Annotated in this window: 14 protein-coding genes; 12 read left to right on the top strand and 2 right to left on the bottom strand. The window is 47.8% G+C overall.

Annotation, left to right across the window (positions count from 1 at the left end):
- Positions 1-70 precede the first annotated feature (70 nt).
- The 8 genes from ABC336_RS04670 to ABC336_RS04635 all read left to right on the top strand — a co-directional run bounded on the left by ABC336_RS04670 (position 71) and on the right by ABC336_RS04635 (position 10,438).
- A complete protein-coding gene (locus tag ABC336_RS04670) occupies positions 71-952 on the top strand; it encodes a carbohydrate ABC transporter permease (protein ID WP_413237565.1) in 882 nt (293 codons plus the stop codon).
- Positions 952-1,779, top strand: a complete 828-nt coding sequence (locus ABC336_RS04665) for a carbohydrate ABC transporter permease (protein WP_413237564.1) — start codon at positions 952-954, stop codon at positions 1,777-1,779. The genes ABC336_RS04670 and ABC336_RS04665 overlap by 1 nt, the downstream gene beginning before the upstream one ends.
- A 218-nt stretch (positions 1,780-1,997) precedes the next feature.
- A complete protein-coding gene (locus ABC336_RS04660) occupies positions 1,998-3,158 on the top strand; it encodes a cache domain-containing protein (protein ID WP_413237563.1) in 1,161 nt (386 codons plus the stop codon).
- A gap of 90 nt (positions 3,159-3,248) precedes the next feature.
- Positions 3,249-4,439, top strand: coding sequence for an IS256 family transposase (locus tag ABC336_RS04655; RefSeq protein WP_413237562.1), 1,191 nt, complete (start codon positions 3,249-3,251; stop codon positions 4,437-4,439).
- A gap of 104 nt (positions 4,440-4,543) precedes the next feature.
- A complete protein-coding gene (locus ABC336_RS04650) occupies positions 4,544-5,215 on the top strand; it encodes a sensor histidine kinase (RefSeq protein WP_413242437.1) in 672 nt (223 codons plus the stop codon).
- Between the two features lie 22 nt (positions 5,216-5,237).
- Entirely contained in the window at positions 5,238-6,377 is a 1,140-nt protein-coding gene (locus ABC336_RS04645; protein ID WP_413237561.1) for a response regulator transcription factor, read from the top strand.
- 194 nt (positions 6,378-6,571) lie between these two features.
- Positions 6,572-9,316 (top strand): cohesin domain-containing protein, encoded by a 2,745-nt coding sequence (locus tag ABC336_RS04640; protein WP_413237560.1) that lies wholly within the window; start codon positions 6,572-6,574, stop codon positions 9,314-9,316.
- A gap of 78 nt (positions 9,317-9,394) precedes the next feature.
- On the top strand, positions 9,395-10,438 hold the full coding sequence (locus tag ABC336_RS04635; RefSeq protein ID WP_413237559.1) for an S-layer homology domain-containing protein: 1,044 nt from the start codon (positions 9,395-9,397) through the stop codon (positions 10,436-10,438).
- A gap of 610 nt (positions 10,439-11,048) precedes the next feature.
- Here the strand turns inward: ABC336_RS04635 and ABC336_RS04630 are convergent.
- A complete protein-coding gene (locus tag ABC336_RS04630; protein ID WP_413237558.1) occupies positions 11,049-12,050 on the bottom strand; it encodes an NADP-dependent oxidoreductase in 1,002 nt (333 codons plus the stop codon).
- 177 nt (positions 12,051-12,227) lie between these two features.
- Between ABC336_RS04630 and ABC336_RS04625 the strand changes: the two genes are divergently transcribed.
- Both ABC336_RS04625 and ABC336_RS04620 read left to right on the top strand, forming a co-directional pair.
- On the top strand, positions 12,228-12,548 hold the full coding sequence (locus ABC336_RS04625; RefSeq protein ID WP_413237557.1) for a winged helix-turn-helix transcriptional regulator: 321 nt from the start codon (positions 12,228-12,230) through the stop codon (positions 12,546-12,548).
- A 120-nt stretch (positions 12,549-12,668) separates the two neighbouring features.
- Complete coding sequence (locus ABC336_RS04620; protein WP_413237556.1) at positions 12,669-13,049, top strand: MerR family transcriptional regulator; 381 nt, start codon at positions 12,669-12,671, stop codon at positions 13,047-13,049.
- Positions 13,050-13,102: 53 nt separating this feature from the next.
- Here the strand turns inward: ABC336_RS04620 and ABC336_RS04615 are convergent, their stop codons facing one another.
- Complete coding sequence (locus ABC336_RS04615) at positions 13,103-13,861, bottom strand: SDR family oxidoreductase (protein WP_413237555.1); 759 nt, start codon at positions 13,859-13,861, stop codon at positions 13,103-13,105.
- A gap of 241 nt (positions 13,862-14,102) precedes the next feature.
- On the opposite strand from ABC336_RS04615, the gene ABC336_RS04610 reads away from it, so the two are divergent.
- Entirely contained in the window at positions 14,103-15,893 is a 1,791-nt protein-coding gene (locus tag ABC336_RS04610; protein ID WP_413237554.1) for a cache domain-containing sensor histidine kinase, read from the top strand.
- A gap of 18 nt (positions 15,894-15,911) precedes the next feature.
- Positions 15,912-16,514 (top strand): response regulator, encoded by a 603-nt coding sequence (locus ABC336_RS04605; RefSeq protein ID WP_413237553.1) that lies wholly within the window; start codon positions 15,912-15,914, stop codon positions 16,512-16,514.
- Positions 16,515-16,520: the final 6 nt, after the last annotated feature.

The following is a 16,520-nucleotide window of genomic DNA, read 5'->3' as shown; positions in this document are numbered from 1 at the left end:
CATTAGAGGATTGAGGGGGAGGGGGCAGCCTGCTCCCTCTCTTTGACTATTCGAATTTGGAGGCAAAACCATGAACAAACTTAAACGACAGCTACAGTTCCAGTCCTTTTTGCTTCCCATTCTCATTGTGTATACCTTGTTTACCATCTATCCATTATTGCAATCTCTATTTTTAAGCTTTACTAACTTCGGTGGATATTCAAATATCTATGATTTTGTAGGTTTTAGAAACTATAAACGGTTATTTGTTGATGATGCGATACGTGCTTCCATATCCTATACGCTGTTATTTACATTTGGCAAGGCTTTGCTTGTCACGGTCTTAGCCATACCGCTTGCGATGGTGTTGGATCAAAAGTTTTTAACAAGGAATTTGCATCGGGCCATTTTTTTCTTCCCTTCCATTCCAAGTGGGTTGCTAATCGCCTATATATGGGGATTTATTCTGGCACCGATTGGGTCTGGCGTATTAAATAAGATCCTCAATCAGTTGTTTAACATCGGGGCACAGCCTTGGCTGTCAGACCCGCTTCTTGCGAAGTGGTCTACCATTTTCGTTGCTACTTGGGCGATCACCGGTTGGCATGCCGTGTTGTACTTAGCCTTCTTGCAGTCAATCCCTAAAGATTATTACGAGGCCGCCTCCATAGATGGGGCGAATCGCTTTCAGCAATTCCGATATGTTACCTTGCCATTACTCGCTCCTGCGATGACCGTTAGCGTGATGTTACTCCTTACAGGCGGACTAAAAGTGTTCGAAATTCCATTTGCATTGACGAAGGGCGGGCCTGGTTTCGAGACGTTAACCGTCACCCAGGTGATCGTGCAAAAGGGAATCACAGAGGCACAATACGGTCTTGCATCGGCGATGTCAGTCGTATTTTTCCTCATTGTATTAGCGATCGCAATCTTCCAGGTGACAATGATGCAACGAAGGGAGCAGGACTTGTAATGACGACGACTTCTCAAAAACGCAATTGGATTCTCGATCTAGTCATGCTCCCTATAGGATTAGCTGTTTTTTTTCCGTTTTATTTAATCATTATTAATACCTTCAAAACGATGCAAGATGCTACGAGGAACCCGATAGGCTTACCTAAAGAGTGGATCCTAACGAATTACGTACAAGTTTTTGAAGAAACTGCACTCTTGCGCAGCTTTGGAAATAGCTTGACCATCACCTTCTTTTCAGTAACCCTGGTTGTGATCATTGGCGCAATGGGGGCCTATCCGGTTGTTTTCAATGCGAATCGTGTAACAAGATTTGCTATGCTCTATTTGTTAGCAGGATTCATGATTCCATTTCAGGCGACACTGATCCCATTGTTCCAGCTGATGACTGGATTGAATCTAATCGACAAGCTCTACGGTCTCATTGCGCTATACTTGAATGGCTCCGTTTTTGTATTCTTCCTTATGATGGGGTATATGAGAACGATCCCGCGGGAGCTATCTGAAGCGGCGGTCATAGACGGTTGCAGCGTGTGGGGCATCTTTTGGAGGATTATTTTCCCACTCCTGAAACCGATCTCGACGACGGCTGTTATTTTTCAGACGATGTGGATATGGAACGACTTTTTGGCACCTATGCTGTTTCTAAACTCGTCCTCCAACTCAACGCTTGTTCTGCAAATTTATCGAGCGAAAGGTGAATTTACCGTGCATTGGCCGATGTTTATGACACTTACGGTCGTTACCTTGGTGCCGATATTCCTTTTCTTTATCTTCATGCAAAAGCATATCGTCAAGGGAATCGCTGCCGGTGCTGTTAAAGGCTGATCCAAACCAAACAAAAAAACATGTTAACCGCCCAATCCCTTGTCACGCTCGAGGTTGAGGCGGTTTCTGTGACTGAAAACGGTCAAAGCCGGAATCAACTGCCCAGGAAAATTTACATGGACATCTTCATTCTCATTTGCTATTATGTGGCCATATATAATAAGAAACGATGTTTTATATTATAAAACGAATTTGAAAGCGCTTAAAGGAAGTGCGGGATGAAGAACACTGGAATCAAATTTTTAATTCGTTCTCTAATCGGAAATACCATTATTCGAACGATCTTGTTCTCCTATTTGGTCGTAAATATCCTGCTCTTATTGCTGCTCGGATTGTTATCTGTACGCGATTCAACAGCAAGTCTTACCAGGGAAGTTACGCAGTCCAGCTATAAGGTGATGGAGCAAGCGGCACGTGGTCTGAGCTTTAATCTAGAAGAAGCTACTCGCTCGCTTGTCCTTCTGGCTGGCGATCACTCCGTTCGCAGGATGATGATACCAGGGAGGGAAATGGATATCGGAGGGCGAATCCAGCATGAAAGGAATATCGCTGACGTAGCTTTCGGCGTATCTTCTTTGCAGTCTATGATTAGCGATATTTTAATATTAGGGAAGAATGATTATGTAAACAACCTAGATGGAAGAAAGTCTCTGCAATGGGACTATTCATTCACTGGGCAGACTTGGTTTAAGCAGGCCATTTCGGAAACGGGAAGCAAGGGTTTCATCGCGCTTGGACTTCATATGCAGGACTACTATTTCAAAAGTAATATTTCAAAACATAACCTGCCTACGTTATCGATCGCTCTCCCAGTAAAGGATTACACGCTCAAGACGATCGGCGCTGTCGTCGCTAACTTGGATATTGCCAAAATCAATGCGATGTTTGAATTAAGCTATTATCAAAACAATGAAAGCATCTTTATGATCGATAATGAGCAGAACATCATCGCACACAGAGAGATAGCTGCAATCGGCACAAAGCTTAACTTCACAGGCATCGAACGTATTCATCCCGGATTTTCTGGAAGTTTCATGACAGAGCTTGATGGAGATGAAACCCTTGTCATTTTTCACCCTACTGCTGTAGAAGGCTGGAGTATCATCTCAACGATTCCAAAGTCGGTCATTAACGAACAAGCAGACTCGTTAAAATCTAATCTGATCGACTTTATTTGGTTGTGCTTGTTGCTTAACATCCTGATTTCAATCTTGATCACCGCTAAAATCTCTCTCCCCTTCGGAAGTTTGCTCTCCAACTTAGACAAAATTGGAAAAGATGACATCTATGTGATTAAGAATAATTACAAATATCGCGAGCTGGACGTAATAGGCGATAAATTTAGGGAGTTAGTCGTGCGAATCGGTGAAGTACAATAGTTTGTGTACCATGATTTGGAGTCTATCCAAAACATAAAAAAGTAGGGTATCCTCGGGATTGCTAAGATCACCAAGGAGGAACCCTACTCGATGAATACTATACCCGAAACCATGTACAGCAATCTACTTGAAAATTCTGTTACCCAGCTGCTGCAAGAGAAGCTGGAACTTCTCTTGCGAGAAGAAATTAAAAACCACCTGAGCGTCGAACAACCGCATGTACGCAATAGCCGGAACGGACACTACAAACGAAGCTTCCAGACCCAGCACGGAACAATTCGAGCCTTACGGGTTCCACGCGATCGAAAGGGTACGTTCCATACTCGTTTGTTTGAGCCGTACCAGCGGCGTGAGGGGTGGTTGGAGGAAACCATCATTCACATGTACAAAGGCGGCATGAGCACGCGGGAGGTCGCCAAGTTCATTGAGTCTATGTTCGGTACCCACTACTCGCCCACCACGATCAGCAACATCACGCAGACGGTCATGGAAGACATTGAGGCATGGCAGAATCGCCCTCTGGAGAAGCGGTACTCCGTCATCTATCTCGATGGACTTTACGTCAAACTCAAACGCAACTCGGTCAGCAGTGAAGCCGTGTACTTGGCCATGGGGATCGACGAGAGAGGCATTCGTGAAATTCTTGGTTTCTACGTCGGCGGTCACGAAAGCTCAAACGGCTGGCGTGAGGTCCTGAAAGACCTTCAGAAGCGTGGTGCGACCGAAGTGCTGCTCGGTGTGTTTGACGGCTTACCCGGCCTGGAGGAAGCCTTTCAGGAAATCTATCCGATGGCTGACGTCCAGCACTGTATCGTCCACAAAGTGCGGGCGACGTTCCCCAAAATCCGTGTCGCAGACAAAACCGAATTTCTCGCTGACCTCAAGCAAGTGTACTCGGCCATTGATGGCGATGTGGCACGCGCGGTCTTTGAAGGATTCAAGGAGAAGTGGCGCAAGCAATACCCAAAAGAGGTGAAGTCTTGGGAGGAACAGCTGTCAACACTTCTGACCTTTTACAAGTATCCCGCGCTCACCTGGCCTGCCATCTACACGACCAACCCGATTGAGCGAATGAACAAAGAACTCCGCAAACGCCTTAAGCCAATGAATAGCTTGACCAACATTGAAGCAGCCGAAAAGATTATTTACTTGCAGGCGACGGATTACAATGAAAAATGGTGCGGTAGAGCCATACGAGGCTTCGTTGATTCCGACACGAAAGCCGCGTTTGATACCATGTACCGTGAGCGGTATGCCAGAGGATCGAGCGACAAGCACTAGCCTCCCGCGCCTTCGCTTGGGCTACACTCGCCACCAGAACGACAACCTATATACCACCCATCGTCCCGATGGATAATCTTACTACACAAACTTCTTGACGCTACCTGCGAATCGAATCTCTGGTCAAGCAAAACTATCAAGCAGATATTGCATTAAAAGAAGTAGAGCTTAAAACGCTGCAGTCTCAAATCAATCCGCATTTTCTTTTCAATACGCTGCAGCTGCTGCAAACCGAGATTGTTTGCGGGAATACGGAAGACTCCAACCATTTGGTGCTGTCCTTGAGCGGACTGCTGCGGTACTCCATGAAGCAATCGGAAGAGATGGTAGAGCTGAAACAGGAGATTCAAAATGTCAAAGATTATTTGTATATCGTGAACAAGAAATATGACAATCGAATTGATATTCAATTTCACATCCCGGATGAGGACGTTTTGAAAAATAGAGTGCTTAAGTTGCTCCTGCAACCACTAGTAGAAAATGTAGTTCTTCACGGATTTGGGGAAAATCCGCAATCCGCAAAAATGACGATTCGTGTCGTTTCCGTCAAACCGGGGATTCTAATCGTTATTCATGATAATGGAAGAGGTATAGCGAAAAATCGATATCGTCAACTTGCTAGCCAATTAAACAAACCGGACATGAAGCCGGATAGCATAGGTCTATTCAACGTCAATCAACGGATTCGATTAAAATTCGGCCCTCAGTACGGATTGAAGCTCCGAAGTAAGGAAGGTGTATTCACAACGGTTTATATTGTGTTGCCTAGAAATTGATATCTTCAAGGGGGGAATCAAGTTGAAGCTGCTTATAGTTGACGACCAAGTATCATTGCATCGATATTTAGACAAAGTGATGGATTGGAAGGAGCTTGGACTAACAAGTGTAGAGCATGCTTATGATGGCGAGGAAGCGGCAACCATGGTCGAACAATTGCTCCCGGATCTCATGATCATGGATATTCATATGCCGTTATTAAATGGCATCCAATCGTTGGAGCGAATGCAAGGGTTAAAAAAAATACCGCAGACGATTATCTTAAGCGCTTATGATGAATTCGAATACGCCAGGGATGCGCTTCGACTCCGCGCTTCCCAATATTTGCTGAAACCTGTTGATGCGCAATTGCTTAAGAAATCTTTAAGCGATTTGATTGAAACGTCCATATTGGCTGCCCGACAAGCCATTCTCAGCGAAATCAATCGAACGGTGTACTCCGGACAGATTGATTCAGAGTCCATCATGAACGTGCAGAAAGCATTTGAAATTCTCGCCATCGATCGTTATGCGATTTTGACATTCGAGGACAGTCTGCACTCGGAAATTGATTATTCATGCTTATTGCAAGGACAAACAGATATGAACAACCACTGTATCATGTGTACGAGACACCGCAACGGGCAAATCGTATTAGTAGGCGGGGGAGAAGGTTTAACCGAAGATCGTTTGCGTCAAATCAGTGAAACGGTGATGGACAATATGGCGACATCAACGGACACCTTGTCCGTCGGAATTAGCTCGATTGCCCAAGATACCGCATACCTGCCACAATTAATTACGGAGAGTACGCAAGCCCTTCGCTCGCCCGCTTCGGGAACCAGATTCAAGCTGAGGGATGCGGTCCGCCGGATCAAAACGTATGTAGAAAACGATTATCAAGAGGATCTAACCTTGCAAACGGTTGCAGATCGATTCGATATTGATAAATACCAATTAAGCCGCGCGTTCAAACAGGAATTCGGTATTAATTATTGGGCTTATGTCACGCAAGTGAGGATGAATAAAGCCGCGGAGCTACTCATTGGCACGAGTTTGAGGAACATACAGATCGCAGAGCATACCGGCTTTTTGGGTGAAAGTCACTTTAGCCGCGTGTTCAAAAAATACTATGGAGCTACGCCCAAGGAGTACCGCGAATCGTATGCTCGTCCGATCTAATCGAATCTAGATTTGTGCAAGATTTGACAACAACTGATGCAATGATATGAATTTAAATTTGAATGAACACAGACTATACTTGCTTTGTAAGCACTTACAAAAGGAGCTTACCACAAAAAAGGAAAAGGAGTTGTAGCTCAATGCGTAGAATGGTGGCTCTCTTGGTTTGCTTTGCAATGTTAGCAGGTTTAGTTGTGTCGGGCCATGCGGAGGCAGCGCAAGAACCAAACGACACGTGGAGGCAGGTCGACCCTGCTGATGTCGAGATTGGCAAAAGCTATCTCGTGGTGTCCGAGCACGGCGCGCTATCTAACGCTCAAGCGACAATCAAAACACCTGGCGACGTCACCGGCGACACTCAGATTGGCATGGCTTCCAAGCCTGTAACCATCGAAGGGGACCTCATTACATCCGAAGTAACAGACGACATGATCTGGCAGTTTGGCCGTGGCGCGAACACTGCTGCGGCATCCGGCGGTCTTGGTGAAGGCCCGGGCTACTATTTGTTGAACAATGCTCCCGGCCCAGGTGCAGGCAAGGAACCGCTGAGAAGGGAATCGAGCTTCAACGCCCAGCACGCGCCGCTCAACACGACTGGCGCAGCCATCAATGGCAACCAGCAGAGCATGCTGCTGCATGTTCTGGATGAAGAAGAAGGCACCGTTTCCCTGTACATCTGGGGTGGGAATAACCAGTGGAACTTTGCTCTGACGAGTACGGAAGACGGCTTCACCTCGAAGAGCAGGACGGCGAACACGACGAGCGCCGCTCAACTGCTGGAGCAGATCAATCAGTCACCGGCACTGCGGCTGTATGAGCCGAACGTGACCGCCGGCGTTCAGCACTACGTCATGGCATCATCCGGCGCGAATGGCAGTATAAGCCCATCCTCCCTGGCCGGCCATGTCTGGGTCAACGATGGCGAAGACGTGACCTTCACGTTCAACCCTGCGTTCGGCTTTGAAGTGGATACCGTTACGGTGAACGGCGATGAAGTGGCTGTGTCAGACAACACGTACACCATTGAGAATGTTACCGCAAGCGGCACCACGATCCACGCCACATTCAAGGCTGCTGCAAACGCAGGAGAGTTGCCGTTCACCGTGTACAACGACATCTTCTCTGTCGGCAATGTGACGACAGCAGTTGTCATCGATCTTGGCGAAGGCAACACGGCCAACCTTGCTGACCTGAGCGCCGACATGTTCACGGCGGCCGCCACGAACACAAGGCTGGATGGTTCGACCGTCATTTTCGATGGCTTGCGTAATATTACGAGAGTCTATGTCAACAACGATCCCGAGCCGCTTGGCTACCTATCACCCGCACCGGGATCAGGCGACCTCGTCACCGATACGCCTGCTAGCGGACGCTACATCATCATCGAATTGGAGTTCTGGAATGCCAACGGCTATACATCGGGGGCCATGGTGTCGGGCAACCTGCAAAACGCCTTCTCGGCGATCCTCAATTACCGCATCAACGTGGATCGTGAGATCAAGCTGACAGACGGTACGTCCGTAACCCCGAGATTCACTCAGCAAGCGGTAGTCAACCCGGCGCTCGACAAGTTTGACCCGGACAAAACGAACCCGGACGGCACAGGCAGTATGGACATCCTGATCTCGATCGACGACTCTTGGGAAGAGCAAGGTCCGCTTCCTCTCTTCATCTACAACCATGGCGGCGGCCGCGGCGGCCCTTCGGGAGACTTCTTCGCACCGATGCAAACCGCGAATGGCGCAGCGGTGCTCTCCAAACGCCAACTGGAGAACCCCGGCAAGTACAACGCGCACATTATAGCTACGCAGAACCACGCGAACAATCAGGACAATAACGAGGCTCTTATCGCTTACGTGGAGAAACTGGCTGCTGAGGGCAAGGTGGATCTGAACCGTGTCTACATGTCCGGCTTCTCGATGGGCAGCATGTACACCCTCGGTTTCTATAGCCGCAATCCTGAGTTCCTCTCTGCCATCGTTCCACTTGCAGGAGGCAGCTTGCCGACCGAGGCACAGCTTACGGCGAACCCCGAGCTCGCAAAAACCGCCATATGGGCGCATACGCATAAGAATGACGGGGCTGGTAATAGCTGGACACAGTATTTCTCAACCGGTGCTGGCGTCAGCGGCTTGTATGCTAATGCCAACGTGAATGTGCTGGAAACCAACCAGGCCTATAATTTCCCATATTTTGGCTATGACTGGACGCCGCATGAAACCGAAGCTCAAGTGTACAGCAACCTTCTTGGCCAATCCAATGCCAGCTTCAGGTATGGCCCAAGCCAAGAAGCGTTCGCAGATAAGAACATTTTTGATTGGATGTTCGCCCAGTCCAGAAACCAGGCGACTAGCTCAGCCGTATTGTCAGGTCCAGCTCAAGTGCAGTCTGGAGCAACATTCGAGGTGACCTACAGTCTTGAGGGCCTGGAAGAGGAAGTGTACGCCCAAGATATTACCATCGAATATGACGCTGATAAGCTGGAGCTTGTCGGCCAGCCAGTATCGGTGGATGCGGAGAAGTTTATCATCGCAGGTACAGACAAAAGCCAAGAAGGAAGCATTCGAATTCTGGGTATTCATGTGAATGACAGCGTACAACATCCAAATGAGACTTTCTTTAAGCTCACCTTCAAGGCCAAGAACACAGCGGGTATTGCGGATATCGCAGTAACGCTTGTCATGCTTGCGGATGGCGAGGGAATCGAGGCGGAAATTAATGGTGGTACGCATTCCGTTGAGATTGTTAAACCTGTCATACCAGGTGACGTGAACAATGACGACAGAGTAAGCGTGGGTGACCTGGCGCTCGTTGCGAAAGCGTATGGCAAAACGTCAAGCAGCCCGGATTGGAATGAAGTGAAGATCTACGACATTAATGAGGATGGAAAAATCGACATTGAAGACCTTGTCGCATTGGCTCGTTTCATTCTGCAGTAAAAAGTATAACACGGAGGCCGGCGTCATGCCGACCTCCGTTTCTCCACTCCTTTAAATTCACAGAAAAGGATCGATTCCATGATGAGACGTAAAGTCCTATGCCTATATTTATCTCTGATGCTATCGTTAGCTGTCATTCCTTTCCCCGCTTTTGCTCAGGATGCTTCCTTTACCTTGACCGTAGACAATGAACGCCCTGCTGTCGGTCAGAATATCCAGGTTACCGTAACTGGAGACCACTTGACCGATGTGTACGGCTATGAAATAAAACTGACCTTCGATCCAAGTCGCTTGCGTTATGTGAAAGCGGAAAGCTCCTTGCAGGGCTTCTCCGTTCCGATGGCCCCCAAGGGTGGGGAGCTTGTATTTGCCCATACGAAGGTTGGCAGGGTTGCTGGTGAAAACGGAAGGGTGGTTCTGGCTGCGCTTACGTTTGAGGCCATCGGTACGAGCGATGACCCGACAGCGATCGAGCTTAAGCAGGTGAAGCTGGTGAAGAGCGACCTGACCGCTACGAATCCAGTAGCCAATGTAAACCTGAGCGTGATACCTGCCGATACCTCCCCACCGCCACCGGTAAGCTTCACTGACCTTGATAACCACTGGGCGAAAGAGGAGATCGAAAGAGCAGCGGGACTTGGTTTCGTAAACGGTTATCCCGAGGGCACGTTCCGTCCGCAGAATCATGTAACCCGAGCAGAGTTTATCGTGATGATCGCCCGGGCGATGGAGCTTACGTCCAAAGGCGGGGAAGCTTTTGATTTTGCCGATCTGGACGCGATTCCGGGTTGGGCTAGGCCGTCTGTTACGGAAGCCCAATTGGCGGGCGTGATTACGGGATACGAGGACGGAACCTTCCGTCCGAACCAGCTGATCAACCGTACCGAAATGGCCGCCATGGTCATGCGGGCATTGAATATTGTGCCTGGCCAAGGCTTGACGCCGACATTTGCCGATACCGACAGCATTGCAGCCTGGGCTCAGCCCTTCGTTGCTGCGGCAGCGGATGCGGGGCTGATCAACGGCAGAGGCAATAATCGATTTGTGCCTGCGGCTAACGCGACCCGCGCGGAGGCAGTCGTTTTGATCTTGAGAATGATGGACTTCGAATCGACTGAGTAATACGGAGGCCACAGAAAAGGTCTTAACGAAATGAAGAAGGTACTGTACCCCGAAATAATGATGGGTGCAGTACTTTTTTGTTTTTAAAACGAGGTTGGTAAGCGCAATCGTTGTAACGTGTCTTACCACTTACGATGCGACAATCCAGGTAATGGAACCAGCGGGAAATAGGTTGGCTGGCTGGACATTAGTTACACTGAACTCGGGCATCCCTTCAGGTGCTCGCAGGATGGCTGCTTGGGCAACCGGACATGGCGCGAGGTTCCTTGATGGTGCTGTCAAGAACGTACCTGCAGCTGTGGGTAAACCGGATACCGTCTTATATTATTGTGGCAATAAGTCTGCGTTCGACGACTACCAGTCCACGCTTAAGGTGTTGGGCGGAGACACCGTCTACCTGGGCGAGGATGCAGACCTCGCTAAGCTTTACGAGTATGCCGTGGGAGGTATGCTATTGCCTGCTCTTCTTGGTTTCTTCCAGGGAGCTGCTCTAATCACAGGGCGAGGTCTTAAGGCAAGCTCGTTGGTCTTATTGTGAATCGCTATCTGCCACAGAGTTTTTGTTTGCGATTGAAAGTTATCCGATAATTCTCATGCATCTATCCCATCATTAAATCTGAACCAACAGCTTTCCGATATTCTCCCCTGAGAATAATCCTGCGAATGCTCTTGGCGCTTGTTCGAAGCCTTGGATGATATGTTCTTTATATTTAATTTTGCCTGCCTCACTCCAACTGTTCAACTGCTCCAGAGCCGCCGGGAACTGCGAAGAATAATCAATGAATGAGAATCCTTGCATGCGGGCAGATTTTTTGACAAGCAGGTTCCCTACTCTCGGACCGAGCTCCGGTTCCTCAGAGTGGTATTGTGAAATTTGGCCGCTGATAGGAATGCGTGCTCCTCGATTCAAGAGAGCCAAAACGGTGTCGGAAATCCATCCCCCTACGTTGTCGAAATATACGTCAACACCATTCGGAGCAGCTGCCTTTAAATCAGCCAGCAGGTTCGATGTCGTACGATAGTTAATTGCCCCATGGAAACCGAGTTCTTGAAGCAAATAGTTCGCCTTCTTATCGGAACCCGCGATACCTATGACTCTCGCTCCATTAATCTTAGCGATCTGACCGGCCAGCATACCTACCGCACCTGCTGCTCCTGAGATGACTACGGTTTCGCCGGCTTTTGGCTTGCCAATCTCGTTCATTCCGAAATATGCGGTTAAACCTGATATTCCGAGAAGGCCCAGTGCGGTGGAGATCGGGGCTTGGTCTGGATTAATAAGCATCAGATCCTCATCGCTTACATTCGCATAGGTTTGCCAGCCCCAAGAACCGGATACGAAATCGCCGGGTCGGAACATCTTACTTGTTGATTCGGTAACTTCGCCTACAACTAACTCCCCAAACACTTGACCCAATTGAAAGGATGGCGCGACAAATGGTTGTTCATTCATCATGTTGCGCAAATAAGGATCTATCGACATATATTGAGTCTTCACTCGAACTTCATTCCTCTCCAGTTTCGGGAGCATGGCTTGAACGATTTCAAAATTTGATTCATCCGGACGGCCTATCGGTCTCTTCATTAAGTGTATTTGCTGTGTGATGTGCATAGCTCATTCATCTCCTATCCTTGGTTAGCATCTAGAGTTATCTTTTGGCGCCAAAAGTATTGAATGTACCGGTTTATTGATATTATAAGGCAGTGGTTGTAGACTTGTAAGAAGGCAATTGCTTTTGACATACTCCATTGCTTTTGACTAGCTAACCTTATGGTAAGGAGTGTTTTTATGGCTGAAAATGATTTGAATGATACCAATTTGTATATTTGTGAAGTGCTTCAAATTCTCGGTTCGAAGTGGACGCATACAGTCATGAAGGAATTGCTGAATGGGCCGACACGGTTTAATCAATTACAGCGTAACACTTCGATCATTCGAACCCAGTCACTTCGAGATACACTGCGTCACTTGGAGAGCCATGGACTGGTCAATCGTGAAGTGTTTCCAACGGTACCTGTCAGTGTAGAATACACGTTGACGGAAAAAGGCATCGATTTTTATGCGGCATTGAAGGAAATGGAAAAGTGGGTGCTGAAGTACCGTGAGTAAGACGGAGCGCATAGGAGGGACCAATTTTTTAAGGGGGAATTTGTAGATGCCGAACGTGATATAATGAGGTTCGGGGCATATACATGTAAAATTCATTTAAAAGCAAGGAGGTCTACTCGAGTGAAAATAAGTGAATTATCCCGCCTGACAAATGTCAGCCCGCGTGCAATTCGGCATTATGAAGAAAAAGGTCTGCTAATGGCGGATAGACTCGAAAACGACTACCGAGATTTCGGTGAACCAGCCGTCGAACGGGTTCGAGCGATTCAGCTCTATTTGAAGCTGGGATTCACAACGGATGAAATACATAGCTTGTTCCAGTGCGAGGTCGCATCACCAGACGATTATGAATACTGCGATGAAATGCAGGAAATCTACGAAAACAAACTTCGTAAGGTGAATTATCAGATCGATTCCATGCTGCAATTGAAGCGGCTGCTGGAACGGCAGGTTGCGCTGTCTAGTTCGAGCAAAGGACATAAGCTGGGTATGTCCGTCTAGAGTGCCAGAGCATCTTGTCAGTGGCACCTAGGACGGAGTGTACCAGCTTTTTTTTACTGCACTGAGAGGCCTTGCCCTAAGCCGCCGTCTATTGCCAATTTGGCGCCAGTGGTGAAAGTGGCCTCAAAAGCGAGAAAAAGTACTGCTTTTGCTACTTCCTCAGGCGAGCCATGACGTTTCATTGGCGTAATCTGGTCTCCAAGCTCTTCAAAGGCGGCGCGTTCCGATTCTAAGATGCCAGCCACACCCATTGTCGGCGTTTGGATGAAACCGGGACTGACCACATTGACGCGAATACCCCGAGGCAACAGTTCAGCTGCAAAACCAGAGGCCAGCGAACGCAAGGCCGCTTTTGAAGCGCCGTAGACGCTCATCCCCGGGGTGCCGCCTTCCTCTGCCACGGATGATGCAAAGACGATCGACCCGCCTTCTCGGATGAGGGGGGCCAAACGCTGAACGGTGAAGAAAGCCCCTTTAGTATTAATGTCGAATGTCTTATCGTACGAGCTCTCGGTCACTTCCGTGAATGGTTCTAGCATCGCGATTCCTGCATTGAAGTGGACTAAGTCGACCTCTCCGAACTGTTCGGCTACGTAAGCACCAAATGCATCGATATCCGTCATGAGAGATACATCGGATTGCATGACTTGCGCCCGTTCTCCCAGTTCCCGTCTCGCTTTTTCTACATTTTTAGGACTGCTTCCCGTCAACATCACCTGGGCTCCCCCCGCTAGCAATGCCTCCACCACAGCTCTCCCCATACCATGTGTACCGCCTACGATAACAGCTTTTTTACCCTCATAATGGTTCAAGACTTTGTTCCTCCTGTTCATCATAATGTTGATTGCAGCTTTCTAGCCATAGTATAAAGCTTCACGCTGGTGTGAAGGTCAACCGTCGCTGAGATTACAAGCAGTTCTCACGTTACAGGCAGGTTTATCATTTTCTGCACACGCAGGAGGAATGCTTACCTATGATGTCGAATGTTCATTAAAATGAAAACGGTTTTATGCTGGGAACCTTTTTACTGTGGGGGGAAGTGAGGGTTCAAGAATGAAGCACCCATTCGATCTGAAAAGCATCTCGATCAAAAACAAAATTTTCGCCACCATCATTGTTATTGTGGGCATTCTCATTACCGTCATCGCTTACTTCTCCAATAGTATCTCGCAAAAAGCGATCATCGACAAGGCGATGAACAATTCATTGCGCGAGCTCGTTCTTATCAACAATAATATCGAGACGTTGATTACGTATGTGGAGGATTACTCCAAAATGCTGGCGACTGATTTTCGTTTGCAGGAGGTTTTGTACAAGGATATGGCCATGGAAAAGTCGGAGGGCGGACTCGAAAGCTTAAATATGAGTATGAAAATCTCGGAGATCATCAGCAATTTTGTGGAGCCCAATACGATCGTCAAAGCTGCCAGTGTCCTTTCGTCCCGCATGCGATGGGCAGATGCTGGATATGGGGATAACAGATATGCAACACAACTATTCGGTACGGAGCCAACGGCCATGGAGCTTGCCAATAACAATCGTCCGATCTGGACGGGACTGGTGCCGTTCAAATTCCGCTATGATGCTTCCGAGAGCGATGTGTTCGCCGTGTCCAAAGCGGTGGTGCACAAAGAAATGGGACAAACCATCGGCATGGTTGCGCTCTATATCAAAGAATCTGTCATTGCCGCGATTTATGAAAGTAGCTTAAACTATCAGGGAGGGGAATTCTATGTCCTCGATGATACGAATCGTATCATATCTTCCCGAAATAAGTCGTTACTGTATCGAAATTTCACGAAAATGACCTCGATTACCCTTCCTGATCCGGATGAAAGTCAATTGAGTTTCATTCTCGGCAAGGGACGGGACAAGCTGCTCGTATCTACGCAGCGGTTTGAACCGCTCAGTTGGACCATCATCAGTGTCATTCCGCTTGAAGTCATCACGGCAGAGAATAAAGAAATCAATCAGTTTATTATTCGTACCGGAATCTTGTGTCTTGTAGTGGCATTGGGAATTTCTTTTTTTCTGTCCCGTTCCATCACGAAGCCTCTGCTTATCCTTGCCAGCACCATGAGGAAAATAAGAAATGGTCAAATGAATGTGCGGAGCGCATATAAATCTACGGATGAAATCGGACATTTGAGTGACGGCTTCAATAGTTTGATGGACCGGATCGAAGCGCTTGTGACCAAGATTGCTGAAGAGGAACGAACGAAGGGAGAGATTGAATTCAAGCTGCTTCAGTCTCAGGTCAAACCCCATTTTCTATACAACACGGTTGAAACGATTATTTCGCTGATCAAGCTGAATATGAAGACAGAAGCGATTGCCGTGGCCAAGTATATGGCGGATTTTTACAACATCTCACTCAGTAGAGGCAATGATGTCATATCGATACGGGAAGAGATGAAATTAACGGAGAGCTATCTGGAGATCCAGAAGCTTCGCTATGTCGAATATATGGATTACAGCATGACGATTGATGAAGAGATTATGCGTTATGCAACGCCCAAGCTGATGCTTCAGCCGCTAGTCGAGAACGCGATTTATCACGGGCTCAAGTGGAAGAAAGAGAAGGGACAATTACGCATCACCGGTACGTTGCAGGAGGGTCAAATTATTATTGAGGTGCTGGATAACGGTGTTGGGATGAACCCGCAGCAAATCGAGCATCTGTTGCAGCCTGCGGTGGAGGACAAGAAACAAGCGAGCTTCGGGGCACGAAGCGTGAACCGCCGCATCAAGATGTTGTATGGGGACTTCTATGGATTAGAAGTGGATAGCGTCTCCGGCTCGTTTACCAAAGTCACGATCCGTCTTCCGCTAACAGAGCTATAGAATGAAAGGGGCAGGAGCATGTATAAAGTGTTAATTGTCGATGATGAATATTACTTTAGACAAGCGCTCAAAATTTCATTGCCTTGGGAGGAATGGGATCTTCAATTGATCGGCGAGGCAAAAAATGGGGAGGATGCGCTTGAACAGATGAGAGTGCTGCATCCGGATATTATTATGGTGGATATCAACATGCCGATTATGGACGGATTAACGTTTATTGCGAAGGCAAGGTCAGCGGGCTTCAACGCCAAGTTTATCGTACTGACGGGTCATAGCGAATTTGCCTATGCGAAGAATGCAATCCAGCTCGGTGTCTCCAACTATGTATTAAAGCCGATTGATACCGATGAGATTCAACGATCATTAAGTGAAATGAAGCATGTGATCACTCACGAGAGACATGCAAAAATAGAGCTGGATGATTTGAAAAGGCAGGCGGTTGAAAAAGCATCCCTGCAGAGAACGCAAGCTCTCAACGACTGGGTGCTGGGCAACCTCGAAGCTGAACATAAGGACGAGCGACTGCTCCGCTTGGGAATCGACACCAGCTCAACGAGCTATCGGACAGCAGTTATTGAAATTAGTGAGGATGATAAAGATCTGAAGTCTAACCCAGGATAAAGCAGC

It is taken from the genome of Paenibacillus jepli (genome assembly GCF_047238105.1).
Classification (GTDB): Bacteria; Bacillota; Bacilli; order Paenibacillales; family Paenibacillaceae; genus Paenibacillus_D.
The sequence above is the reverse complement of the archived record's forward strand: the minus strand, read 5'-3'. Positions and strand labels throughout refer to the sequence as shown.